We start from the raw sequence: 21,530 nt of genomic DNA on the forward strand, positions 1-21,530 counted from the left end.
ACCCCATGAAAACAGATGCGGCGCCCGTTCCTGTAGTGCTTTTACCTGAGCCAATAGAAGATACCAATGAAGTGGCCAATAGTGAGGTGACTGTGGCCATGGCAACCGATTTTGAGCATATCTTTATTGATAATGATATGACGTTTGAAGGCACGCTGCCTTGTGTAGATTGTCCGGGGATCAACTATCAGCTCAATCTGTATCGCGATGGTCGCTTTGAAGTACGCAAAGAATTATTAGAACGTGGACAAGTACAACTGATTACAGGTTCTTGGCTGCTAGACAAACGAACCTTACATTTAGTGAATCAGCAAGTAAGCCTACCAGTGTTCCATTTTCGCAGCAATCGCCAACTGGTGATGACAGATTTGGCCGGTAAGCCCATTTTAAGCTCAGATGCCTATCAGCTTAATCGGCTTGATAGCCTAAAGAAAATCGACCAACGCCAACCCATGCTGGGCATGTATCAGCTACGTAATAATCAAGCTACGTTTACTCAGTGTCAAACCGGCGAAAGTTTACCTATTGCTAATACGCAAAATCACTTACCCATGATGCGTTTGTATCAGCAAGATCCGCGTTTTAATAACCAAGCGGTGATTGCGACCTTAGTGGGGAGAAAAGCTGCTGATGTAAACGGTACTGACACACTCTATGTCGATAAATTTGAGCAATTTTGGCCTAATGCAACCTGTCCAATTCAATTTGCTCAACAAAAACTGCAAGGTATCGTTTGGCGCGCTGAGAAAGTGGCTGATCGTTATATCCCACACCAGTTAAATGTTCGACTGATCTTCGATAAAGACCGTTTATACGGTTTTAGCGGTTGCAATAACTTTAATGCCAGCTATCAGCAACGCGCTAATACGCTGAGCGTGCAGCAACTCGCCAGTACCCGTAAGTTTTGTGCTGAAGCCAGCAATATAGAACAACAATTTACGGAAAAACTACAACAAGCTGATCGGGCTGAAGTGAATGCCGACAAGCTGCAGCTATTTTATAAAAATCAGGTCATTTTAGAGTTAGTGCCTGCACTTAACTAAGAATTGCCAACCTTTGGCATATGAATCTCAACTAGCAGGTTCGGCACTGAACAAGCAAGCTAGCACGAACAAGCTCAAATCCCAGCTTACGGGCATAAAAAAACCACCTTGCGGTGGTTTTTTTATGCTTAGCGCTATTAAACTAAAGCTTGTTTTGCTTTTGCTACGATAGCAGTAAAAGCAGCTTTGTCATATACAGCGATGTCAGCTAGGATCTTACGGTCGATTTCAATTGAAGCCTTTTTCAGACCTGCAATTAAACGGCTGTAAGATAAACCGTTCATCCGTGACGCTGCGTTGATACGCGCGATCCACAGTTGACGGAACTGACGCTTACGCTGACGACGGTCACGGTAAGCATATTGGCCGGCTTTAATAACGGCTTGGAAAGCAACCCGGTAAACACGACTGCGGGCACCGTAGTAACCTTTAGCCTGTTTTAAAACCTTCTTGTGGCGCGCGTGCGCCGTGACACCACGTTTAACTCTTGGCATTTCTGTCTCCTAATGACTTATGCGTACGGCATGCAACGGACTAAGCCGGCAATATCCACTTTAGCGACTAAGGTTTTTGGACCTAACTGACGCTTACGCTTAGAAGACTTCTTCGTCAGAATATGGCGAAGGTGTGATTGCTTACGTTTAAAGTTACCAGAAGCGGTCTTTTTAAAACGCTTCGCGGCACCTTTATTGGTTTTCATCTTAGGCATAGTATTTAAACTCGCATTGTTAAGTTACAACGAATAATAAGGCGTTAAAAAACTGCGGTGTGCCGCAGTTTTTTACACTTGTAGGCGCTTATTACTTCTTATTTGGGGCCAGCATCATGATCATCTGACGACCCTCTACCCGGTTAGGGAAAGATTCGCAGATGGCGATATCAGACAGATCCTCTTTGATTCGAGTCAACATCTCAATACCGATTTCCTGATGCGCCATTTCACGACCACGATAACGCAGTGTTACTTTAGCTTTGTCACCCTCTTCAATGAAGCGACGCAGGTTGCGTAGTTTTACCTGGTAATCGCCTTCATCAGTTCCAGGCCGGAATTTAATTTCCTTGATCTGGATCTGTTTTTGCTTCTTCTTCTGCTCTTTAAGAGCCTTACCTTTTTCGAACAGGAACTTACCGTAGTCCATCAACTTACATACTGGCGGTTCAGCCGTTGGGCTAATCTCTACTAAATCAGCGCCGCCTTCCTCTGCCAGTTTAATGGCTTCAGCTATGCCTACTACCCCCAGCTGCTCACCTTCTAAACCAATTAACCGTACCTCTGGCACAGTAATTTCTTCATTAATCCGATTAGGACGGTTTGAAGGTAATGTTTTCTTTCCTACTTTAATAGTATGTTCCTCCGAAAAATTATCTTATACCCTTAGGCAGATATCCGATTTTTGATTTCTGTAGTCAGTTTTTCGATAAAAGCCGCAGTTGACATTTTGCCCAGGTCCTCAGCTTTGCGAGTTCTTACGGCAATATCACCTGCTTCGACTTCTTTATCACCGACTACGATCAAGTACGGAATGCGCTTAAGCGTGTGCTCGCGAATTTTAAAGCCTATCTTCTCATTTCTCAAGTCACTTATTGCTCTTATTCCATGAGATTTGAAAGTTTTTACCAATTCTTGCACATATTCGGCCTGATTATCGGTAATATTCATCACCACCACCTGCGTGGGTGCTAACCAAGCTGGGAAAAAGCCCGCGTACTCTTCAATCAAAATACCAATAAAACGTTCAAGCGAACCTAAAATGGCGCGGTGAATCATAACCGGAACTTGCTTGTCACCACTTTCGGCAACATAGCTGGCACCTAAACGGCCAGGCAGTGCAAAATCAAGCTGTACTGTACCACATTGCCAGGCACGGTTTAAGCAATCGTGCAAAGTAAACTCAATTTTCGGACCATAAAAGGCGCCTTCGCCTGGTTGTAGTTCATAAGGAATGTCATTGGCTTTTAACGCATCCATCAAACCTTGTTCGGCGCGATCCCAAATTTCATCAGAACCAATGCGCTGTGCCGGACGTGTCGACAACTTCACTTTGATATCTTTAAAACCAAAGGTACTGTAGGTATCAAATACCATCTTGATACATTTGGTGACTTCAGCCGGGACTTGCTCTTCAGTACAGAAGATATGCGCATCATCCTGCGTAAAACCACGTACCCGCATTAAACCATGCAAACCACCTGATGGCTCATTACGATGGCAACAGCCAAACTCGGCCATCCTAAGGGGCAAGTCACGGTAAGACTTTAAGCCTTGGTTAAAAATTTGCACATGGCCTGGGCAGTTCATCGGCTTAATGGCGTATTCGCGATGCTCAGACTGGGTGGTAAACATGTTTTCAGCATACTTTTCCCAGTGACCAGACTTCTCCCACAGCACGCGGTCCATCATTAATGGGCCTTTTACTTCGTCGTAATCGTATTCGCCCAGCTTTTCACGGACAAAGCTTTCTAGCTCGCGGAAAATAGTCCAGCCATCGTTATGCCAAAACACCATACCTGGCGCTTCTTCTTGCCAGTGGAACAAGCCTAACGCCTTACCTATTTTGCGATGATCACGCTTTTCGGCTTCTTCTAACTGTTTTAAATAACCAGCAAGCTGTTTTTTATCGGCCCAAGCGGTGCCGTAAATACGCTGCAGCATTTTGTTTTTCGAATCGCCACGCCAATAGGCACCGGCCACTTTCATAATTTTAAAGTGCTGACAAAACCGCATATTGGGTACGTGCGGGCCACGACACATGTCGGTGTATTCTTCGTGGTGATATAACGCTGGGAAGCTATCGCGCGGGATATTTTGCTCTAAAATTTCCTGTTTATAACTCTCGCCACGGCTATTAAAGGTGTCCCAGGCTTCTTGCCAGCTAACCTTTTTCTTAATCACGTCGTATTCGGTTTTGGCCAGTTCCAGCATACGCGCTTCCAGCACGGCTAAATCGTCTGTATTAATAGGACGGTCTAAATCAACATCATAGTAAAAACCATTGTCGATCACCGGGCCTATGGCCATCTTCACATTAGGCCATAATTGCTTGATCGCATGACCTAATAAGTGCGCGCAAGAGTGGCGTAATATCTCTAAGCCTTCCTGATCTTTGCTGGTCACAATACTTAAGCTGGCATCTTGGGTAATCAGCTCACAAGCATCTAGCAACTCGCCATTCACTTTACCGGCAATGGTAGCTTTCGCTAACCCGGGGCCTATATCTTTGGCAACATCTAGAATGGAAACGGCGTGATCAAAAGCGCGCTGGCTGCCGTCTGGCAGAGTAATAACTGGCATGATAAATCCTTATACAGTGGTGGCCCAAACCAAGGGTCACTTTGTTGAATGATAGTTTACAGGTTTTGTGCGCCTTGCGCGCCAGTCGATGCCCCCTACTATGGGTCATTTGGTACACAGCTTGGTACACAAAATTTCGTCCCGCGTTTGGATGATAACATTTGTGGTAAACTGCATAAAGGATAGAGTTGGATTTTTTGGGGATGATTATGGCACAGGAACACAAAGCAAAAATTGAAAAACAAATTGAGGGCTGGGGCTATTTCGAGCATTTGGTACGAACTGAAGAGTTTGAGAAATTGCTTCGACAGGCCATGATGGATCTAGTTGAAACGGATAGACACGAAAATCCTGAAAAACTTAATGCAGGTGATTTAGTCGATCGCTTTGTCGCAAACTCAAAGAATAAAAGCGCTAGTTATGTAAGGTTAAAGCAAGCCTACATACAAGCCATAAATCACTGGACCAAGGCGCTTGAAGCTGACACTCGATTTTTAAGGGTAAATAGGCGTTTTAATATTCAGTCGATAGTGACTAGGTTATTCACAACTTTAGCGATAGGCCTTGCAGTAATGATTGTTTATTGGCTTTCAACTGAGCTAGGTATTCAAATGCCTTTACAAAAAATACCTATGCCAGATCCAACGGATGCGTATAGGGCGGGATAATATTTCGCCCTATACAACTATTTACTCAGCAATCGTTATCCTAGCATCAGCCGTGCATTCTATCTCCATGCGCAAGCCGTAAGTTGATAGTGTAAACGCTTGTGGGTTGCCGGTTAGTGTTTCTACTGTGTCGTATGTTGCGCCATCGTCGTGAGACACTTTAATCAGCACCTGCCCTGTCGCGGGTTTTGCGCTGATATTGCGGCCACGCAGATAAAACGCATCCAGATCAAACAGCCGGCGATCAGCCAATGGCGTAGCTGCAGTAATGATTTTAGCCATAACATTTCCTCAATAAATTACATTGCTTTAGATACAAAAAAGCGCAGCATGCTGCGCTTGGGATTAGTGTGATGCGCCTCGGTTAAATGCCTGTATCAGCAAAACCAAGGCGGCATAAGCCAAAAAGTACAGCATTTAACCTCCCGTGTTGTTATAAAAAACTACCGCGCCTACCCACCGATAGCGCAAAGTTTGTTTGGTTTGCACCTGGGCAAACCGGTTATCGACAATCCAATGATCATTAACAATCAGCACGGCATGCAGCTCTTGCGTTTCGGTTTTTACTAGCCAAATATCCGCTTGGTAGCCAATGATCCTAAACAGCCTTTGCATGTAAAGCGCGTAGTCTTCACAGTCGCCAGTTAGGCTTGGCGTCCAGTAATCGATTACACCGTATTGCTCCATATCTGATACATAGGTATGCTGCGCCAATGCCACGCGGTGCAGCTTACTAATGATCGAGTAATCCTCTGCGGCCACGGCTGGCAGGGTGATTAGTGCAAATAACAGAATAAGGCAGCGCATGGCTATACCTCTTGTAAATCATTTATGATTTAAAGCTAGTACAGTCTTGGTGCGTTGTAAATCATTTATGATATACACAGACGATAAATATTTTGCGCATGCCGTGCTTAATGCAATTAAGCAAACCGTTACCGCGCGCGAGCTGTACGTGCGGCTGCATGGGTGCGAGCCAAGCAGGCAAGAGTTGCAGCAGTTGGTTAATAGGTTAAACCCTGCTCGGAGTAATCCGAGCGCGGAAGCTTTGGGCGAATGGCTGGCCGTTCTGCCAGAGCTGCATGGCACTACCCTAGCCCAGTTTTTTAAGTTGCCGCGATAACTAACCCTGCGCTGCAGGCATGGCAAAGCAGCCAGCAGCAAGGCCAGCGGGTTAGCTGATTACAGTTAAATGGCTTGTTCTAGCGGTGCGGGGGGTATTAGCGCTTCGGCTTCGCTGTGCAGTAATAACGTGACTTTACCGCTGCCCAGTGTTGGGTAAATGTATTCAACATTGCCGTTTATGTAATCGTACAGCTGACGGATCTGAAATTTACTAATCGAGATTAGCACCATTTCCACGCCTTCAAACAGAAACACCACCGGCCTTGGTGCTAGGCTTTGGGCCAGTTCGTCTGTTTGCCAGCTTTGGTAGGTAATTACCGCGAATTTAAGCTGTTCATTAGCGATAAAGTTTTCTAGTGTTTCTAGGGGCGTAAGTTGCATGGTATCTCCTGCCATTGCTCTGGGACCACGTTAAACAGAGTCAAAGGGTTTGAGCTTCCTAAACTCTTGAACGATATGTTTCTGATTTTAAGGTTAGTGCCGGGAGCATTTCTACCCAGTTGAAACCTATTATCATTGTTTGTGCTTACTAAAAACCTCTTAAAACCGTTACTATTTGTAGAGTGTAAAGGCGTGAAACTTCCAGCAGTCCATGCTAAATTACCCGATATGTAATCAAATATTTCAAACTCCAATATATACAGAGTATTTGGTGATAAACTGCCGACACTTGTTCTTATCAACGCGCCCTCAGAAACAGAAACATTATAATGGAATGACTCATTACTTATTTTAAAAACTGAACCTGATACGCTGTAATTTGTGTAGTTAAACACCTCAGGACCTAAACTACTAGGCTTAGACAACTGGATAGATTGCCCTACTTCTTCTAGTGTGTAATACCACTGATTAATTCTAATCCACGGTACTATGCCAGAAAAGAAGCTTGCCGCAGTTCCTACGGCACCATTTGCTCTAGCGCCAATCATTGTTTCTGCGAGTGACTCTCTTACTTCGCCCCTTGTGAATTCTCTAGTGTTAAGAATTTCACCGGTTAGAAGGAGTTTTACAGTAGCTTGATTACCTAAGAGTTCAAGAATATACATTGTGTTTGCTAGCAATCCATTGGCAGGTGTTAACATTTCAGTGGTGATGCCACCAAAAATAAATCGAAGCGTGGGTACGCCAGATATTTCCTGAATAAAAATTTCAAACTCACGCTGACTTGAATTTGAAGCTACATTTTGCGAAATTATCGTGCTGGAGTTTAAGTTGTCCCCAGTGTAAAACTCGAAGACATTATTTCCATCCATGTCAACGGATCTTCGAGAAATTACCGCATAAGTATTAACGCCGTTAAATCGTAGAGCTTCACATATTTTGGAATTCAAAAAGTTTGGCTTTAATAATGGTCTAATTATAGACTGTAAAATTGGCTTTAACATAAAGCTCCCGTTATCATCATGATCCCCAAAAATTACTTTTCTTAAATATCTAAAAGTCCGTTGGTTTTATTTACTATAAACCTGGCTGTTAAAGAGTTATAAGCGCCAACTGTGATTGATTCGCTTGGGCTTCCGCCCATCCAAGAAAAATACGCATAAGGCGCGCCAAGAACATCTTTTTGAGGAGCCCATTGCCGGCGACCATGTATGTTCATGTGCACTGTTTCCCAAGCAGGGGCTAAATTATTTGAAGGTTCATCAATGTAATTTGGCGACGTAGTTAGCATACGCTCTATTCTTACATTGCCCACAATTAGGTTATTAGCGCCACCATAAGATGAACCAGTTAAATCATTTTGCGTGTATTCAACCCCTGCGATTTTAACGAATGGAGTTGTACCAACAGCGCCATCTATCCATAACAAACCGTCACGGATCAGCACGTCGGTCTGATCGCTAGTAATGTCGATCAGGTATGCCTGACCTACACCAGCATATTTCGTTATGCAGCAGTTGTAAGACCTCACAACCGCATTAACATTATTAATAACTATTGCAGATACCTGCTCATGCCCTCCTGTGCTTGGCACATGAATAGTATCATTGAAAAATTTGAAATCCCCGCGACCTTGTATGTTAACGACTGCTTTAACTACACCACTCCTATTACCACCTCCGATGAACACATCTGCCATACTCACTAAAAATGATTCAGAGTGTACGTTGCTCACGTTCCAGTCTAGTGCTGGCATAGTTGCAGGGCTAATCATGTGCTTGTTAGATTGATCGTAAATGTTTCTTGCGCTGATTATTTTTGAAGGTACTACCCCTTGCTGATTAACTCGTAGCATTTGAACAGCGCCACCGAATCGCGAATCGGTTATTTCACACAATCCAGTACCTATTGTTGGGTGATAATTTACAGCGGAATCAGCAGCACCCCACCCCTTAAAGCCTCTTATAGTAAGCTTTTGCCCAGTCTCTTTGATGTCAAGAAAATCCTCGTAGCAGCTATACGCTTCACAATTTATCAACTCAACAGCATGATCTTCTGGTATACCAGAACCTATAGCCGTTCCAATCTGATATCCGTCCTCTGCAACTTTTCGAGACACATGCCCGATTATTACGCAATCGCTTCTAACTATGATACCGTGTCCTACATTAAGTGAGGTTTCACCGTTGTCAGTTTGACCGCACATTTCTGATACGCATTTTATTAGCCTAGTACCTTTGGTTGGTGCATTAATATCAAACCCATTAAATTTTGGTGCATTGGATTGACAGTTAATTAAAGTGCTAGCTGCTCGTATCTCAAAGCCATGTATGCCACCCCACACGTTTTCACCAACGATTTTTTGGCTCTGTAATATACGTTTACCTGCATCAACATTGCTGCTGTTTGGTCCAATGGTGACAAAAGCAGAACTAAGTGCCGGATTTACTGGCCACTTAACTTGGATCTTTGTTTCTGAAACGGTGTAATCACCGAACCGAATAAAGTTAACTACACCACTAACACGGTTGTATGAATTTGGTGCTACACCAGCTAAATGCAAGCTATGCACCCATCCACTAGGTCGGTTAGTCTCCCATACAAACTCTGATAACTGAGACCAGCTTTCTAACTTTTGATGTATGTTTTCGTTTGATGTAGTTGTGCTTATCAAAGCCTCTTCTAATTCATTAGTTTTTCCATTTAATTCATTTATTTGCGACTCAAATTCACTTGACAATAACTCTTTAACAATAGAAATTGGTTTTACAGGCAAACCTACTCGATTAAAAAAAACCTCTTCAGAGTTGGCAAATTTAGATATATCTTGCACATCACGCTGCAGGTCTTCAAAGCGATCAGAAGGTACATTGGTAGTAATTGCCATGTTAAATCTCCGGCATGTTGTCGTTTACAATAGTTTGCAGCAAGCTAGGTTCGCCCAACTCGTCTATACGCCAGTAAAAACTCTCATAATCTGGCATGTTTTCATTTATCCGCCTTACCAAAACGCGCATGGTGTAAGTAGTTTCATCACCTTTTATGCTTTGCACTTGCGGTATGCCGCCAGGCAAAAAGCTGGCGGTTTGGGTTAGCATGCCGTCTTCTGTCCTTAAATTGATAAGGAACTGCTGGCCGTGCAGTACGGCGTAGTTGTTGCTGCGCTGCCAAGCGCGGAATAACCGCGCGTGTTGGCCGTTTAGGATTAGCTGCAGCGTAAACGTGGTTGGTGCATCATCGGTTAGTAGCTGCGCGAAGTGTGGGCCGCTGGCGGGTTCGCTGATCGCAAAGCGGGTGCCATCTTCGCGGCCGTATCCCTCTTGGGTTATTTGCTCGTTTAAGATGGCAGGGAACTGGGGTAACGACATTAAGACACCTCAAATTCAAACAGTTGATCGCTGTACTCGGTTAGCTCCAGCTCGCATTCGCCAAGCTCGTTTGGCCTGCCGCGCCCTGCTACGCTAAAGCTACTGGCGTGCATATCGTTGTTGCTGGCAATAACGTAGCGGCTACCCAGCTGCAGTAGGCCACCGGCAATAAAAGCACCGGTTAGGCCACTGGCAGTAAAGGCAAATTGGTTATTGGCTACGGGGTAGCAGCGCACGCTGTTGCTCGGTGTGCCTTGGTCGTCTGTGATATACACCCAATACTCTTCACCCTGTTTGGGGGTAAAGCGCTCGCTGGTGGTGTAGGTATCGCCATCGATGGCTAGTATTTCGCCATCGAAGATATCGCTATCGAGTATATCTACCCAGTCCACGCGCTGGCCAAGGCGGCAAAGCTGCGCATCGTTTAGCGCGGTATCGGTGACTTTTACGTTTTCATAGATTAAGCGCCTAACCTCCAGCTCGCAGCGATTGAGTGCTTGCGCATCGTTGCGGCAGCCGTTTAGCTTAATTTCGTTAGTGCGTATGCCTTCACCTGGCACAATGTCGCCAGCCTCAGTAATGCGGCGGCTTACGCGCTTTTCCGCGTTTTTTACTGGATCAACATACACTACGGTTACGCTGTCGGGGTCGGCTGGGCGTCTAAAGTTTTGGGTAAAATTAGCGGCACCGGCTTTTAAGTTGCGGCGGTTAAACATTAGGCTTTTAACGGGCTTGCGCTCGATACGCACAAAGCTCCACATTAGCCCCTCGTTCCAGTAACGCACCCGCGCCACGTTGCAACAGGCTTCTAAGCGTTCGCGCGCCGATACGTTGCCATCGGCAAAGCTAAAATCAAAATAGCCTAGCTGTTGGTCGCTTAGGTTGTCGCTTATGCCAAACAGTTCGTCTGTGTTGATTTGCTCAATGGGTACGCCCATACGCTCATGCAGCAAGTAAAACGCATAGTCACAAAAGCGGCGGGTAGCGACATACTCAGTGCCATATACACCCGTAACATGGTTATAAATGCGCAGCTTGCGGGTGATCAGGGCGTTTATTTTGTCGCTGCTGCCTTTATTCAGGCGCTGTTCGTCGCGGCGTATTACGTTTAGCAAGGTTACGTTACCAAAGTCGATATCTTGCTTGCTTAGGTTCGTAATGCTAGTGGCCAGCGGCGAAAAGCTGTTACTGGCTCCGGCTGGCACGGTGTTAAACACTAAGTCAAACTGGCCACTGCTACCGGCCTGTATGCTGTTTAGCGTTAGCGTGCTATTAATGTTTTGCGCGCTAATAACAATTTTCAGTAAATCACCAGGTGCAACATTTAACGCATTCAGCTGCGCTTGGGTAAAAGGGCCAAGGTGCAAGCGGTTACTGTCGATAAGCACAAAGGCGCTTAGGCTTAGCTGCAATGGGTTAGCATAGGGTGTTACTGCCATTACACCCTCTAGCACCAGCATATCGATGGCGTTCTCGCCCAGTGGGCCAGTAATGCGCTGCGCTTTGGCGCGGTATCTTCCCGGCTGCATGCCATCGGCTGCGTTAAACTTTATAGTGCGGCGCTGTGGCTTTTGGGTTTTACCCACAAACTGGCCGCCCTTTTGGTAGGTTTGGCCGGTGGGTGTGCCGTCTGCATGCAGTCTTTCAATTTGCAGCGTAAACGCAACGGTGGCCGTGTTATCGCCATCGCGTATGCCTTGCGGCATTACTACGTTAAACCATACTTCGGTTATTTCGCTGCCGTCTAACACATACCAAGGCACGGTTAGGGTTTGGCTTTTGTTTAAAATAAAGCCGTCATGCGCAAAGCCGCTATTGTTAAAAATAAAGTTTAGCTGCAGCGTGCCAGCGTTCATATCAACCGCAACCACCGATACATTGGTGCCGATCTCGCTGACGCTAAGCCCCTCACTGTTAATTAGGGTGATATCAAAATCTACTAAATCGCCCACCTGCAGCTGCAAAATGTCTGGGATGTAGGGCGGAAAATGGATAGTCGAGGTTTGCGCGTTAATGCGCATATCTTGATCGGGGCTGATATAAAACGTCTTGGTTTGCTGGTTTGCGCTTAGCTCGGTATCGACTGAGCTTTCATTAGTACGCACATTTAGCAAAGTGCCCACGGCTTGCCCAGGCTCAATTACCCGATAGCTGTAACCGGGAATATCCGCAAAAGGCGTATCGCCCTCTTTTACGGTGCTAAGCGCATAGCGACCAATGCCAAAACAAAACCATTCGTTAAACTTGCGCTGGTTGTTTTCGTAAACGTAATAGCTCGGCTGGATAAAGTCTGGATAACTAACTATCTCGCCAGCAATGTCAGGGATCGCCAGCCGTGGCCGGTAAGCATTACGCGCGGCGTTTAATTGGTTATTGCTGTCGCGTGGGTCGGTTTCGCCGGGTAAATTGGGCTTTGGGATCATGGAGCGAATAAGCACCACGCTACCAATGGCCACAATGGCTATAATGGCCAGCGTAAACGGATCTAACCCTTGCGGCCGAAAGCTAATAACTACGTGGTCGAATAACCCCAGCTGCAGGTCAATTGCTGCATTGCATTGCACTGGCTCCATGCTGGCCGTACTGGCTAACAGATTACCGTTTAGCGTAATTTCGCAGTGCAGCCCCATGTCTGGCGGCAGGTTCGCGCGCATCCAGTCGCTTAGGTTAATGCTGCCAGCTAGCGTGTATTGCTCGGTTTTAATGCCGTAAGGGTCTTTTTTTACAATAATATTAGGCATGGTTTGGCCTTAAATAATACTTTAGCCTGTCGCCATAGCGTTGCTGCAGCACCCGTAATGGCTCGGCCGTAACTTGGCCTATGCCGTTTTTGCCTGCGGCATGAATGGCGTATAAGCCAATGCCGGTTATTGATAGCACGCGGCCAACATGCACCATGGCACCATTGGCCAAATACACACAAAATACGCTGCCGTTGGTAGCGCGTTCTTGCTCTGGCCAGTTAAGCTGATCCCGAAACACCGTACCAATGGCTTCTATGGGCTCGCCTTCGGTGTAGCCGGTGGCTGTTTCTAGCGAAATGCCATCGATACGTAAAAAGCTGTCGGTTACTAAGCCCCAGCAGTCGAAGGCATTGGGGCCAGCTGCGCGGTCTACCCATGGTTTACCGGCAACGGCGTTTATCCAGTCAATATTGGTCATAATGATTCGGCTAATCCTGGGAAGCGTTCGCTGGTGTAAAACTCGGCTATTTGCCTGTCGCTGGGGTTGTCTTGCTCGGCGCGGATCAGCGCCCCTTGCGCAGTGAGTGATATGCCAGTAATAAACAGCCGCAACACAAACTCGGGCGCGCCTAAGTTGTTACCTAAGTATTCGCGGTAAATCACTTCGCCCGTTTTTGCGCGAGCTGCACCCTTTATGGCTTTTAATTGCTGTTTAATTTGCTGGCCTACGTTGCCCAGCTGAATATCGGCTCGTACCGTAGCAGACTGCTGATCCGGCTTTTGAAACTCAAAAGCGCCACCTAAAAAGGTAACTAACTGGCCAGCGTTGCGCGGGGCAGATAGCTCTAACGTGGCAGTTAGTGGATCAAGCCGACCATTTACATAACGCACGGTACCAATTGCTGGGTGATACACTTCTAACATGCGGTACTCGCGTATGCGCAGTTTTGCCGCAAAGTAATGTTGGCGGCTCATAGGCGGTTACCTGCTGTGGTGTACTGGGTTAGCGCTTTGTGCATTGGCCCACGCTCGGCCATATCGCCCACAAAGATTTTTATAACCTCTTGCGCGGTAACGCCATTGCCACGGCGCTCGTTACGCACATTAACTTGCTCGCCACTGGCGTTGATAATTTCCACCTTTACCGAGGCATTAGCTGTAGCTGATCCGGTATTGGCTGCAGATAAAAAGCGGGTTAAATCTTCGTTTTGGCGTGGGCTTAATACCCGTTCGCCTTTGTCGAGTAACCAAGTACCTTCTTGCGGTATGTAATCTAAGCCGCTGTGGGCCATACCTGCTAGGCTACTGGTAGCGGCAGCAATAGCACCCGCAGCCAGTGGTGAGGTAACAGCTAAAGCGGCACCCATAGCAGCAGGCGCCATGGCAGGACCAACGATTGGAATTGCTGCGGTACTGGCAAAGGCGTTTAACCCTGCCATAAGGTTCATGGCAGAGGCTTGCCCCGTTACCGCTACGGCATAGCCAGCTGCGGCTTGTGCGCCAAACAGTTTGTCAATTGCCCACGTTGCCATTTTTTGAATGCCAATGCGGATAAGCATGCGGATCACATCTTCGGCTATTGCGGCCATAAGGTCGCGCATGCTGAACTCGCCTGTTTTAACGAATTCCAAAACGGAATCTTCTAGGCCGCTAAACATTTTTCCGAAGATTTCTTCCATCTGGCCGGCAATGTCTTGCGCGTTCTCGATATAGTTTTGCATTGCAGTCATGGCGCCCACTGACCAGTCGCCTTCGCGTTCTGATAACTGGGTGTAGTAATTATCAAACAGTTGCAACCGCTCTGCTAAGTGCGTATCCAGTGCCGATATTTGATCTTGATACTGGCCATCATCGATATCACCGGCTTGCAGCTGTCGGAATGCCTCTTGCTTTTGCCGGGTTATGTCGCGGTTTATTTCTAAGCGTTCGCTTTCAATTTGGCGCTGGCGTTCGCTTAAACCCATTAATCCAAGCTGGATCTGGTACTGCTCTTGGTAGCTGCTGGTTTCTAGCTGCAGGTTGCCCATGTATTCAGCCAAGCGCAGCGCATCACGGCGTTGTTTAACTTCGGCCTCAAGCGCGACGTTCTTTTCTAGTTGGGCGCGGGTGTTTGCTTCTTGCGCCAAGAATTCTTTATCAAGTGCGGTTAGGGTTTCTTTGTTGCGGATCTCGGCCAGCTTGGCTTCGTACTTAATCAGTTCTTGCTGGGCTTGGCCTAATTTGTCGGTACCGTCTAGCTGTACCTGCAATAGCTTGCTGGTTTCACGGGCATTTTCAATAAAGGCTTGAACCGTATCGGCGGCTTGCTTTTGCTCATCAGCCAGCTTTTTGGCGGCATCGGCGTTTTTGTTCAGTAAGTCGAGCTTTTCCGCTAAGGCCATTAGCGCTTTTTGCTCGGTTTCCGAGAGTTTGCCAGCTAAAGATCCGCTTTGGATTTCATACAGCAGCTTGGCTGCATCGCCTGTTTTGCCAAATAGATCGATTTGCCGGGTTAATGCTTCCGCTGTTTTTTGGAATTCTGGCGATAAAGCGACTTCGCCACTCGATCCTTTTGGCGCAGCCATTAGATCGCGCAGCCTTGCAATAACGCCAGCGGCTGTCATGGCTTCTTTTTGCGCATTAGCAAAACCGCCAGCCAGTTTTACCCATTCATTAATTTTGCTTTGTGGTACGCCAGCAGCTTCACCCGCCCGTTGCAGAATTGGTGTTAAATCTTCCCCTGCTTCTCTTGCCTTGCCCAGTTCGTCAATTAGCCTGACACGCTCGGGCGTTAATTCGGCAAAAGCACCTTTTATACCAAACAGGTTGCTGTTAAGTTTTGACCACTCACGGTTGGCCTCTTTAACCGCTTCGCTTTGCGCTTGCGTCATTTCAAGCACTTTGGATGCTTGCTGATCTATTGTTAGCTCTTTAAATGCACTAACGATACCGTCTAGCGGCTGTTGCATTTCATGCAATGCTTTCGTCAGATCATTTACTTTGTCTTTGGCATTGCTACCCGTAAGGGCGAAATAAGAAACCGCAGCGGTAGCGCCAACCAGTAATCCGCTTACACCACCAAAAAAGGCAAGTGACCGATTTACACCAGTGAGCGCAACACCTAACAAACCAATTCGAACACTTGCCCTATCTGCTACTCCAGCCATTACAGCAAGCTGTGCGTTAACTTTAATGGCCAGCGCGGTTTTTTGCGCCAAAGCCATACCAGAAGCTAAAACTGTTGGAGTAAAGCGGCCAAGCATTACTGCAGTGGCGATTGCAGCAACATCAACCACTCGCTCTAGGTTGTCGGCAAGCTTTAATATTGCTGCAGAGGTCAAACCGCTAGCATTTGACCCTTCTGCCAAGGTACCAAACACTCGCAAAGCGGCGTTATCTAATTGCACAAAGGCATCACCTACAGTGGTAGCCATGCTATCTGCCTTACCCTGCAGATCTTCCATTTGGTCAATTAGGGCTTTTACTACTGTTTCCGATGTCAAAGCACCAGAACGCGCCATTTTGTCTAGCTCTGCGCGGGTTAAGCCTAAGCTTCTGGCCAGCGCATCTGCCACTTCACCACCGGTTTGAAATACGGTATTCCAGTTATCGCCACGTAATACGCCCTCGGCAATGGCTTTACTTAAAGCGTTAGTAACCGATGCGGCTTGCTCGGCTTTTGCACCACTGGCCACTAAGCCAGCCGCAAGCGCGTTAGTAAAATCTAATTGCTGCCGAGTGCTAAAACCCAGCTCATTTAACGCAGAGGCGTTACTTAAATAACCTTCGGCTGATGTTTCAATACTGGAATAAGTTTTGCGCGCAATTTGCTCTAGCTCACTCATTACATTGCTAGCATCGCCCATTGGGCCAACGGCCAGACGAACGCGGCTGTTTAAGTCTGTCCAAGTATCGCTGTACTTGCGGATCTCGTTTAATGAAATACCGATACCCAAAGTGGCAAAAGAACGCTGCACAATATCTGATGTTTCAGTGGCGCTTTTCTCAATCTCCTTCATTTGGCTTTTTGTTTGCCGCGTCGCTTTACTTAGCGGCTCGGTATAACTGCCCGTTTTCAGGATCATGTCTAGCGTTAACTGACCAAGCGATTTTGTTGACATGGGCCACCATTAGGAATAAAAAAGCCCCGGAACGCGTTAACGCCCGAGGCCGGAATTTGGGTGTAAAAAAACCGCCGAAGCGGTTTCTTTAATTGGTTTTTATTTTGGGAATTTCACCATTAACAAAGGTGTGGTTTAAAACAACGCCATTTTCAATAAGTAGATCCAAGGTTTGTTGAATACCAGTTGAATCTACCTTCATTGTAACAACATAGCTTTGTGCTTTGGCTGTTGTATTGATGTAAGTATAAATCCACTTTTCTTGTGTCGAAGATAATGGTGTTTTGGTATATGGCTCACCGAAAAGGCTTATTAATTCCTGCTTTGTTGTTTTGCCATTTTCAATCTTTGCTACGTTTTCAGGATTAATTGGGTTTCCAAGCTCATAGTTTGCAGTTGCGCAACCAGTTAACATAAGCAAAATAAATAAAGTAGTTAGTATTTTCATATCATTTCCTTTTGAATAAAAACTAACTATACCCAACTTTCAAAGGCTTCATCAAGTGTTAACTCTCTATCCTCTGGTTTTGTCCACAGCATAAAGTCGTCTAATTCACCTTTGCCGCCATGCGTTTTATTAAACTGCAGCATTTGCGCGGCGGCTATACGTTCTTGGCGCAACTGTGGTGCTATTGGCCCATGCTGCCGCCGAAAAGCTAACCAGCTTAGAAACTCAGGATAGCTAATACGTTCTTTGGCTTCGGTTACTGTTCTGCCACCGACTCCTGCGAGAACGAGCTCGTGCCAGACGGATTCGGCGGCGGTGAGTTTTTTATTTCACCTGCCAGATTGTTTACTTCGGCTACTGCAGCAAGCAATGCCATACCAAGGCTTTGGCAAATAGGTCCGCGCGTTTCATTACCTACTAGATCCGCAGCCGAAAAAATGGGCTTATTGTCTTTATCTACAATACTTGCCGCGATCCGTGCCGCCATTACGTTGTCACGAAAGTTTGGCGTCATGGTTTCGGTAGACAGTGTTGCAAATGACAGCTTACGCACGTAAACAATTGCCTTGTGTGTTTTACTGTCGGATGTCCATTCAATTTCGCGCTTTTCAGGTCGAGCTGGGGCAAATGCCCCTAACTCTTCCAGCGCGGCTATCGATAATTCCACGCGTTACTCCTTAGCCGTTAACCTTTTTTACCCAGCCACGCGCACCGCCGGTGCGTTGAATGGTTAAAGCGGTGGCCACAACACTGTTTGCTGCATGATCAAACGGGAAATCTGATACATAGCCGAAAAATTCAAACCAAGTACGGGTTGCTGGTAAGGTGAAGTTACCATCGGTAACCGTTGGTGCGGACTCGCCATCACTCCAGCCAACAACAAATTTAAGTGTTACATCTTCGTCTGAATCATAAAGTTCATACAGGCGGGTGTGGGCTGCAATTTGTGGATCAGCATTTAAACCCAAAGCCGCTTGACCAGGTGTGCGCAACCCTTTTTTAAAGCGTTTTTCTTTACGCTCGGCTAAAGGGGTTACTTCAATTTGGTCTTTTGGCGAACTGCCTGGGTTAAAGGTGGTTGCATCTACAATTTCAACAACGGCACCGCCTACAGGGTCAATAAAAAAGACCTGAGTACCTTGCGATAAAACTGACATAGTTGGATCTCCTAACGTGGCCGCTTAAGCGGATTTATCAATAATTTGCTTAATCCGCTTTGCAAAGCGGTCCATAACTTGATTTATGTTTTGGGGTAATGCTGGGCGCATAAAAGAACGTGCAGTTACGCCTTTAACTTTGTAACCGTAGTTTTTGCCGGTTACTGGGTTAAAAAGGTTTACACGTTTACCCGTGATAGAGCTTTTGCCCGTGGTAAAAGCGCTGCGGCCAAATTCAATTAACCGCCAATACCAAGTGTCGCCACCCGGATTCGTTTTGCTGCCGCCTGTTTCATAGGTTTGGCCGGCTCGGCCTTTGCGGCGGTTTTCTTTGCTATCTGCGTATTGCCTTGCACCACCCGCAATACCCACACTGGCGCCAACATCGCCACCGGCCTGTTTAAGTTTTCGTTTATTAACGCTGCGAATGGCGACGTTCTTGGCAATACTGCGTGATGTGCTGGGGTCGTCTATCTGCTGTGCTGATTTTCGTACCGCATTGCGCAAGGGCAGCATGGCGCTTCTGGCGGCGGCTCGGTAATTCTTTAATTGCTTTTTGGGATCGGTTGATTCCAGTTTTTTAATCGCCTCATCAAGCCCTTTAATTCTGATTAAAGGCTCGGCCATGGCTAAAGCCCTTTGGCCGTGATGGTGGCACTAAATTCGATAACTAACTCTTCGCCATCCCATACACCCGCTTCGTCGCCGGCTTCGCAGTCGATAGTTAAAATAGCTATTCCGGCAATGTTGCCGCTAAAATTATGCAAGGTTGCTATAGCCGTAGAGGCTAAGCGCTTGGCTTGTACGTAACTGGTTGCCCACAGCTCAAAGCTCATACTTACCGTGGCAATGTCTGCAAACTTGCCGGATAAATAGCGTTCTCTTGCGGGGTCTGATCCGGCATACACCATGGCTGGCAGTTCGCCACCTTCATCGCGCACCAAGGGCGTAATGCGGCCTTGTAGTTCTGCTGCTAGCGTGGCGTTGCTGTTAAGAATTTGCACTATGGCGAATTCGGCTTTGTTTTCGCTCACAGTTTATGCTCCGTAACTAAATACAGCTCGATGTTGCGGCCGGCTGGGTTTTCCACTTCGGTTATGTCGTGGTATTTGCCCTGGTAAAACACGGCCATGCCACTGGTAACATTGGGCATAAAGCGGCAGTGAAAGGTAATGTTACTGGGTAAGGCCATGCCACTGGCTAGGCGCTGCTGCGCTTGCTTGGCGGTTAGCACTTCTGCCCAAAAGCTGCGAACTGTGCTGTAACTGGTAATCTTTTCGCCTGATTCGTTGCGTGCGTTGGCGTTTTTGGTGCACAGCAATACCCTGTGGCGCATGGCTCCTGCATTAATTGCCATTGGGGTACACTCGCCACGGGTTTAGCATGTCGTTAAACAGTGGGTTGTCGTTTAGCGTTAACACGCTGGTAGCCCCACGGTTTTCGTAAAGGTCGCTGATCAGCATTAGCACCGCACGGCGTACACTTCGCGGCAGTATAAGTGCCGTTTCAGTTGCTGCTGGATCGGCATCGATGGCGGCCTGATCTGCATAAAGCTTGCGGTTTAAGCGCTGCTCTACCGCTTCAATGGCATCGGCCAGTAGCTCTTCCAGATAGTCGTTTTCGGTGTTGTCGTCCAGTTCTAACCGGCATTGGTGTTTAATGCTGTCCAGAGAAATCATGTTTATTCAGCTTCCGGTTTGGCTTCGGCTAAATGAGTTTTTAGCTTTTCGGCATCGGCATCGCTTACTGCGCCAATGCTGATTGCATAGTTTGCGGCTACAGCTGGGAGCGTGGCGTATAACTCGCCTGCTTTGTATTCTTCAACTACTGCGCCGTTTTCACTGGCTGAGAAGTCTTTTAGAATTTCAATTGCTGGTAGCGTTTTTGGTTGCAGATCATCTTGCGGATCTGTTGCAACTTCTGCTTTTTTTGCTTTAGGTGTGGCCATGTTCTTTTACCTATAAAAAAGCCCCGATGTTACTCGGGGCAAGTGCTTCCAGAGGATTAAGACGCGCGGATTTTCAGGAATTTAACGGCCTGAGTATCTACTGCCATACCGCCAACGCGTTTAGTGGTGTAGAAACCCACGAACGGCTTGTTGGTGAACGGGTCGCGCAATACGCGGGTGCCCATGCGGTCGATAATGGTGTAAGCACGCTTGTGATCACCAAAGGCGATAGCGTTGGCATTGGCAGCAATGCTTGGCATATCGTCGTTAATGGTGTATCCGAAGCCAGCTAATACGGCGGGTGCACTTTCGCTTAAGCCTGGGCGCCACAAGTAGTTGCCATCACCGTCTTTTAACACCATCAGCGCGGCCAGCGTGGTGCGGCTGAACTGCCAACGGGCACCGGCTAAGTAGCCAGCTTTAAAGTTGGTGAAGAACTTAACGATATCATCGCCAGTAATCGCGCCAACTGATGCAGTATTAATGTGCTCAAAGGTACCAAAGGCGCGCGTTGCGTCAGAGGTTGCTGCAGTTGCATAAGCTAACAAACCTTTTGGCTTTAACGTGCCGTCGCCGCTAGTAAACGCTAGGTTTTCTTTCTCGGCAAAGTCTGTTGCAACTTCTGCGCTTAACCATGCTTCTGCGTTAAAAAACACATCATCTAACATGGTTTGCGTTGCCTGTGGGTTAGCGTAAATTTCGCCCATAAATGGGGTGATTTGCGCTAAGGTTGGGGTGTTTGTCGCTGGCCGTGCTGCTTGCTCGCCTACCCAGCCAGAGTTCGCACCGCCTAAGCTAACCAGCTTTTTGTATTCAGCACCGCCCATGGTGATGACGTTTGCCAGTTGACGCATTGGCGTGGTGTTACGTAACAGGCTGAGAATATTGCGGTCCAGTTCTTCTGGCACTGCATAGCCACCGTCTGGATCGTCAGTGATATTCAGTGCTTTGGCCTGTAACGCGCCTAAGCCTTGATCCTGACCTTTGCGCAAAAACTTGTTAAACGCGTCTTTGTGCTCGGCCTGTTCTGGCGTGGTGCTAGTGGTACCTGGGCGATTAGATTTTTTCTCTAACGCTTCGATAGTGGCTTTTAAGCTGTCTAACTCGGTTAACTGGCCAGTTAAGGTATCTAACTTGCCGGCTAAGGCCGCTTTTTCAGATTCAACGGCAGCTAAACGCTTTTCGTTGGTTTCTTTGAACTCGGTGAACTTTGCCGCCAGTTTATCGGCAACTTCTTTTACCGGATCGTTGCCGCTGTCTTTGTGGCTAAATGCCGAAGCAGCTGGCATAAAATGGGGGTTATGTGGTTTTTGCAT

The 21,530-nt window shown here is 47.0% G+C and carries 27 protein-coding genes; 3 read left to right on the forward strand and 24 right to left on the reverse strand.

Going from position 1 to position 21,530, the window contains the following annotated elements:
* Positions 1–5: 5 nt before the first annotated feature.
* Positions 6–1,043, forward strand: a complete 1,038-nt coding sequence (locus ACO1PK_RS00650) for an META domain-containing protein (protein ID WP_423186760.1) — start codon at positions 6–8, stop codon at positions 1,041–1,043.
* Between the two features lie 137 nt (positions 1,044–1,180).
* Here ACO1PK_RS00650 and rplT read toward each other — a convergent pair whose 3' ends face one another.
* From rplT to thrS, 4 genes are all read right to left on the reverse strand, one after another.
* Entirely contained in the window at positions 1,181–1,537 is a 357-nt protein-coding gene (gene rplT / locus ACO1PK_RS00655) for a 50S ribosomal protein L20 (RefSeq protein WP_008949437.1), read from the reverse strand.
* Between the two features lie 17 nt (positions 1,538–1,554).
* Positions 1,555–1,752 carry a 50S ribosomal protein L35 gene (rpmI, locus tag ACO1PK_RS00660; protein WP_189433221.1) on the reverse strand — a complete coding sequence of 66 codons (198 nt, stop codon included), beginning with the start codon at positions 1,750–1,752 and terminating at the stop codon, positions 1,555–1,557.
* 91 nt (positions 1,753–1,843) lie between these two features.
* Positions 1,844–2,386 carry a translation initiation factor IF-3 gene (gene infC, locus ACO1PK_RS00665; RefSeq protein WP_423188251.1) on the reverse strand — a complete coding sequence of 181 codons (543 nt, stop codon included), beginning with the start codon at positions 2,384–2,386 and terminating at the stop codon, positions 1,844–1,846.
* Positions 2,387–2,418: 32 nt separating this feature from the next.
* The gene (gene thrS, locus ACO1PK_RS00670; protein ID WP_423186761.1) at positions 2,419–4,335 is read right to left on the reverse strand and encodes a threonine--tRNA ligase; all 1,917 of its coding nucleotides are present in this window, start codon (positions 4,333–4,335) and stop codon (positions 2,419–2,421) included.
* Between the two features lie 209 nt (positions 4,336–4,544).
* Between thrS and ACO1PK_RS00675 the strand changes: the two genes are divergently transcribed.
* Positions 4,545–5,003: a hypothetical protein gene (locus tag ACO1PK_RS00675; protein WP_423186762.1), complete on the forward strand. Its 459-nt coding sequence runs from the start codon at positions 4,545–4,547 to the stop codon at positions 5,001–5,003.
* Positions 5,004–5,024: 21 nt separating this feature from the next.
* Here ACO1PK_RS00675 and ACO1PK_RS00680 read toward each other — a convergent pair whose 3' ends face one another.
* Both ACO1PK_RS00680 and ACO1PK_RS00685 read right to left on the reverse strand, forming a co-directional pair.
* On the reverse strand, positions 5,025–5,285 hold the full coding sequence (locus tag ACO1PK_RS00680) for a hypothetical protein (RefSeq protein ID WP_423186763.1): 261 nt from the start codon (positions 5,283–5,285) through the stop codon (positions 5,025–5,027).
* A 135-nt stretch (positions 5,286–5,420) separates the two neighbouring features.
* On the reverse strand, positions 5,421–5,810 hold the full coding sequence (locus ACO1PK_RS00685; RefSeq protein ID WP_423186764.1) for a transglutaminase-like cysteine peptidase: 390 nt from the start codon (positions 5,808–5,810) through the stop codon (positions 5,421–5,423).
* A gap of 67 nt (positions 5,811–5,877) precedes the next feature.
* On the opposite strand from ACO1PK_RS00685, the gene ACO1PK_RS00690 reads away from it, so the two are divergent.
* The gene (locus ACO1PK_RS00690) at positions 5,878–6,126 is read left to right on the forward strand and encodes a hypothetical protein (RefSeq protein WP_423186765.1); all 249 of its coding nucleotides are present in this window, start codon (positions 5,878–5,880) and stop codon (positions 6,124–6,126) included.
* A 65-nt stretch (positions 6,127–6,191) separates the two neighbouring features.
* Here the strand turns inward: ACO1PK_RS00690 and ACO1PK_RS00695 are convergent, their stop codons facing one another.
* From ACO1PK_RS00695 to ACO1PK_RS00780, 18 genes are all read right to left on the reverse strand, one after another.
* Positions 6,192–6,509, reverse strand: coding sequence for a hypothetical protein (locus tag ACO1PK_RS00695; RefSeq protein WP_423186766.1), 318 nt, complete (start codon positions 6,507–6,509; stop codon positions 6,192–6,194).
* A complete protein-coding gene (locus ACO1PK_RS00700) occupies positions 6,491–7,513 on the reverse strand; it encodes a hypothetical protein (protein WP_423186767.1) in 1,023 nt (340 codons plus the stop codon). Before ACO1PK_RS00700 ends, ACO1PK_RS00695 begins: the two co-directional genes overlap by 19 nt.
* A 41-nt stretch (positions 7,514–7,554) precedes the next feature.
* Positions 7,555–9,396, reverse strand: coding sequence for a hypothetical protein (locus ACO1PK_RS00705; RefSeq protein WP_423186768.1), 1,842 nt, complete (start codon positions 9,394–9,396; stop codon positions 7,555–7,557).
* A gap of 1 nt (position 9,397) precedes the next feature.
* On the reverse strand, positions 9,398–9,877 hold the full coding sequence (locus ACO1PK_RS00710) for a hypothetical protein (RefSeq protein WP_423186769.1): 480 nt from the start codon (positions 9,875–9,877) through the stop codon (positions 9,398–9,400).
* Positions 9,877–12,618: a host specificity factor TipJ family phage tail protein gene (locus ACO1PK_RS00715; protein ID WP_423186770.1), complete on the reverse strand. Its 2,742-nt coding sequence runs from the start codon at positions 12,616–12,618 to the stop codon at positions 9,877–9,879. The genes ACO1PK_RS00710 and ACO1PK_RS00715 overlap by 1 nt, the downstream gene beginning before the upstream one ends.
* A complete protein-coding gene (locus ACO1PK_RS00720; RefSeq protein ID WP_423186771.1) occupies positions 12,611–13,039 on the reverse strand; it encodes a hypothetical protein in 429 nt (142 codons plus the stop codon). Before ACO1PK_RS00720 ends, ACO1PK_RS00715 begins: the two co-directional genes overlap by 8 nt.
* Positions 13,036–13,536, reverse strand: a complete 501-nt coding sequence (locus ACO1PK_RS00725; protein ID WP_423186772.1) for a DUF1833 family protein — start codon at positions 13,534–13,536, stop codon at positions 13,036–13,038. The genes ACO1PK_RS00720 and ACO1PK_RS00725 overlap by 4 nt, the downstream gene beginning before the upstream one ends.
* On the reverse strand, positions 13,533–16,661 hold the full coding sequence (locus tag ACO1PK_RS00730) for a tape measure protein (RefSeq protein WP_423186773.1): 3,129 nt from the start codon (positions 16,659–16,661) through the stop codon (positions 13,533–13,535). The genes ACO1PK_RS00725 and ACO1PK_RS00730 overlap by 4 nt, the downstream gene beginning before the upstream one ends.
* A gap of 88 nt (positions 16,662–16,749) precedes the next feature.
* Positions 16,750–17,109, reverse strand: a complete 360-nt coding sequence (gene bamE, locus ACO1PK_RS00735) for an outer membrane protein assembly factor BamE domain-containing protein (protein ID WP_423186774.1) — start codon at positions 17,107–17,109, stop codon at positions 16,750–16,752.
* Between the two features lie 26 nt (positions 17,110–17,135).
* Positions 17,136–17,348, reverse strand: coding sequence for a phage tail assembly protein T (locus ACO1PK_RS00740; RefSeq protein ID WP_423188252.1), 213 nt, complete (start codon positions 17,346–17,348; stop codon positions 17,136–17,138).
* 17 nt (positions 17,349–17,365) lie between these two features.
* The gene (locus ACO1PK_RS00745; protein WP_423186775.1) at positions 17,366–17,776 is read right to left on the reverse strand and encodes a phage tail assembly chaperone family protein, TAC; all 411 of its coding nucleotides are present in this window, start codon (positions 17,774–17,776) and stop codon (positions 17,366–17,368) included.
* A gap of 10 nt (positions 17,777–17,786) precedes the next feature.
* The gene (locus ACO1PK_RS00750) at positions 17,787–18,266 is read right to left on the reverse strand and encodes a phage tail tube protein (RefSeq protein WP_423186776.1); all 480 of its coding nucleotides are present in this window, start codon (positions 18,264–18,266) and stop codon (positions 17,787–17,789) included.
* A gap of 24 nt (positions 18,267–18,290) precedes the next feature.
* Positions 18,291–18,893 carry an HK97-gp10 family putative phage morphogenesis protein gene (locus tag ACO1PK_RS00755; RefSeq protein ID WP_423186777.1) on the reverse strand — a complete coding sequence of 201 codons (603 nt, stop codon included), beginning with the start codon at positions 18,891–18,893 and terminating at the stop codon, positions 18,291–18,293.
* Between the two features lie 2 nt (positions 18,894–18,895).
* Entirely contained in the window at positions 18,896–19,300 is a 405-nt protein-coding gene (locus tag ACO1PK_RS00760; protein ID WP_423186778.1) for a hypothetical protein, read from the reverse strand.
* On the reverse strand, positions 19,297–19,623 hold the full coding sequence (locus ACO1PK_RS00765) for a phage head closure protein (protein ID WP_423186779.1): 327 nt from the start codon (positions 19,621–19,623) through the stop codon (positions 19,297–19,299). The genes ACO1PK_RS00760 and ACO1PK_RS00765 overlap by 4 nt, the downstream gene beginning before the upstream one ends.
* Positions 19,613–19,945 (reverse strand): head-tail connector protein, encoded by a 333-nt coding sequence (locus ACO1PK_RS00770; RefSeq protein WP_423186780.1) that lies wholly within the window; start codon positions 19,943–19,945, stop codon positions 19,613–19,615. Before ACO1PK_RS00770 ends, ACO1PK_RS00765 begins: the two co-directional genes overlap by 11 nt.
* 2 nt (positions 19,946–19,947) lie before the next feature.
* Complete coding sequence (locus tag ACO1PK_RS00775; protein ID WP_423186781.1) at positions 19,948–20,214, reverse strand: hypothetical protein; 267 nt, start codon at positions 20,212–20,214, stop codon at positions 19,948–19,950.
* A gap of 56 nt (positions 20,215–20,270) precedes the next feature.
* Complete coding sequence (locus ACO1PK_RS00780; protein WP_423186782.1) at positions 20,271–21,530, reverse strand: phage major capsid protein; 1,260 nt, start codon at positions 21,528–21,530, stop codon at positions 20,271–20,273.

The sequence above is a fragment of the Alishewanella sp. d11 genome (genome assembly GCF_049390205.1).
In the GTDB taxonomy this organism is placed as follows: domain Bacteria; phylum Pseudomonadota; class Gammaproteobacteria; order Enterobacterales; family Alteromonadaceae; genus Alishewanella.

What these genes read in the sequence shown, in the direction of transcription:
- ACO1PK_RS00650 (WP_423186760.1), top strand. Translation starts at nt 6, where the DNA reads ATGAAAACAGATGCGGCGCCCGTTCCTGTAGTGCTTTTACCTGAGCCA.
- rplT (WP_008949437.1), bottom strand. Translation starts at nt 1,537, where the DNA reads ATGCCAAGAGTTAAACGTGGTGTCACGGCGCACGCGCGCCACAAGAAG.
- rpmI (WP_189433221.1), bottom strand. Translation starts at nt 1,752, where the DNA reads ATGCCTAAGATGAAAACCAATAAAGGTGCCGCGAAGCGTTTTAAAAAG.
- thrS (WP_423186761.1), bottom strand. Translation starts at nt 4,335, where the DNA reads ATGCCAGTTATTACTCTGCCAGACGGCAGCCAGCGCGCTTTTGATCAC.
- ACO1PK_RS00675 (WP_423186762.1), top strand. Translation starts at nt 4,545, where the DNA reads ATGGCACAGGAACACAAAGCAAAAATTGAAAAACAAATTGAGGGCTGG.
- ACO1PK_RS00680 (WP_423186763.1), bottom strand. Translation starts at nt 5,285, where the DNA reads ATGGCTAAAATCATTACTGCAGCTACGCCATTGGCTGATCGCCGGCTG.
- ACO1PK_RS00685 (WP_423186764.1), bottom strand. Translation starts at nt 5,810, where the DNA reads ATGCGCTGCCTTATTCTGTTATTTGCACTAATCACCCTGCCAGCCGTG.
- ACO1PK_RS00690 (WP_423186765.1), top strand. Translation starts at nt 5,878, where the DNA reads ATGATATACACAGACGATAAATATTTTGCGCATGCCGTGCTTAATGCA.
- ACO1PK_RS00695 (WP_423186766.1), bottom strand. Translation starts at nt 6,509, where the DNA reads ATGCAACTTACGCCCCTAGAAACACTAGAAAACTTTATCGCTAATGAA.
- ACO1PK_RS00700 (WP_423186767.1), bottom strand. Translation starts at nt 7,513, where the DNA reads ATGTTAAAGCCAATTTTACAGTCTATAATTAGACCATTATTAAAGCCA.
- ACO1PK_RS00705 (WP_423186768.1), bottom strand. Translation starts at nt 9,396, where the DNA reads ATGGCAATTACTACCAATGTACCTTCTGATCGCTTTGAAGACCTGCAG.
- ACO1PK_RS00710 (WP_423186769.1), bottom strand. Translation starts at nt 9,877, where the DNA reads ATGTCGTTACCCCAGTTCCCTGCCATCTTAAACGAGCAAATAACCCAA.
- ACO1PK_RS00715 (WP_423186770.1), bottom strand. Translation starts at nt 12,618, where the DNA reads ATGCCTAATATTATTGTAAAAAAAGACCCTTACGGCATTAAAACCGAG.
- ACO1PK_RS00720 (WP_423186771.1), bottom strand. Translation starts at nt 13,039, where the DNA reads ATGACCAATATTGACTGGATAAACGCCGTTGCCGGTAAACCATGGGTA.
- ACO1PK_RS00725 (WP_423186772.1), bottom strand. Translation starts at nt 13,536, where the DNA reads ATGAGCCGCCAACATTACTTTGCGGCAAAACTGCGCATACGCGAGTAC.
- ACO1PK_RS00730 (WP_423186773.1), bottom strand. Translation starts at nt 16,661, where the DNA reads ATGTCAACAAAATCGCTTGGTCAGTTAACGCTAGACATGATCCTGAAA.
- bamE (WP_423186774.1), bottom strand. Translation starts at nt 17,109, where the DNA reads ATGAAAATACTAACTACTTTATTTATTTTGCTTATGTTAACTGGTTGC.
- ACO1PK_RS00750 (WP_423186776.1), bottom strand. Translation starts at nt 18,266, where the DNA reads ATGTCAGTTTTATCGCAAGGTACTCAGGTCTTTTTTATTGACCCTGTA.
- ACO1PK_RS00755 (WP_423186777.1), bottom strand. Translation starts at nt 18,893, where the DNA reads ATGGCCGAGCCTTTAATCAGAATTAAAGGGCTTGATGAGGCGATTAAA.
- ACO1PK_RS00765 (WP_423186779.1), bottom strand. Translation starts at nt 19,623, where the DNA reads ATGGCAATTAATGCAGGAGCCATGCGCCACAGGGTATTGCTGTGCACC.
- ACO1PK_RS00770 (WP_423186780.1), bottom strand. Translation starts at nt 19,945, where the DNA reads ATGATTTCTCTGGACAGCATTAAACACCAATGCCGGTTAGAACTGGAC.
- ACO1PK_RS00775 (WP_423186781.1), bottom strand. Translation starts at nt 20,214, where the DNA reads ATGGCCACACCTAAAGCAAAAAAAGCAGAAGTTGCAACAGATCCGCAA.
- ACO1PK_RS00780 (WP_423186782.1), bottom strand. Translation starts at nt 21,530, where the DNA reads ATGCAAAAACCACATAACCCCCATTTTATGCCAGCTGCTTCGGCATTT.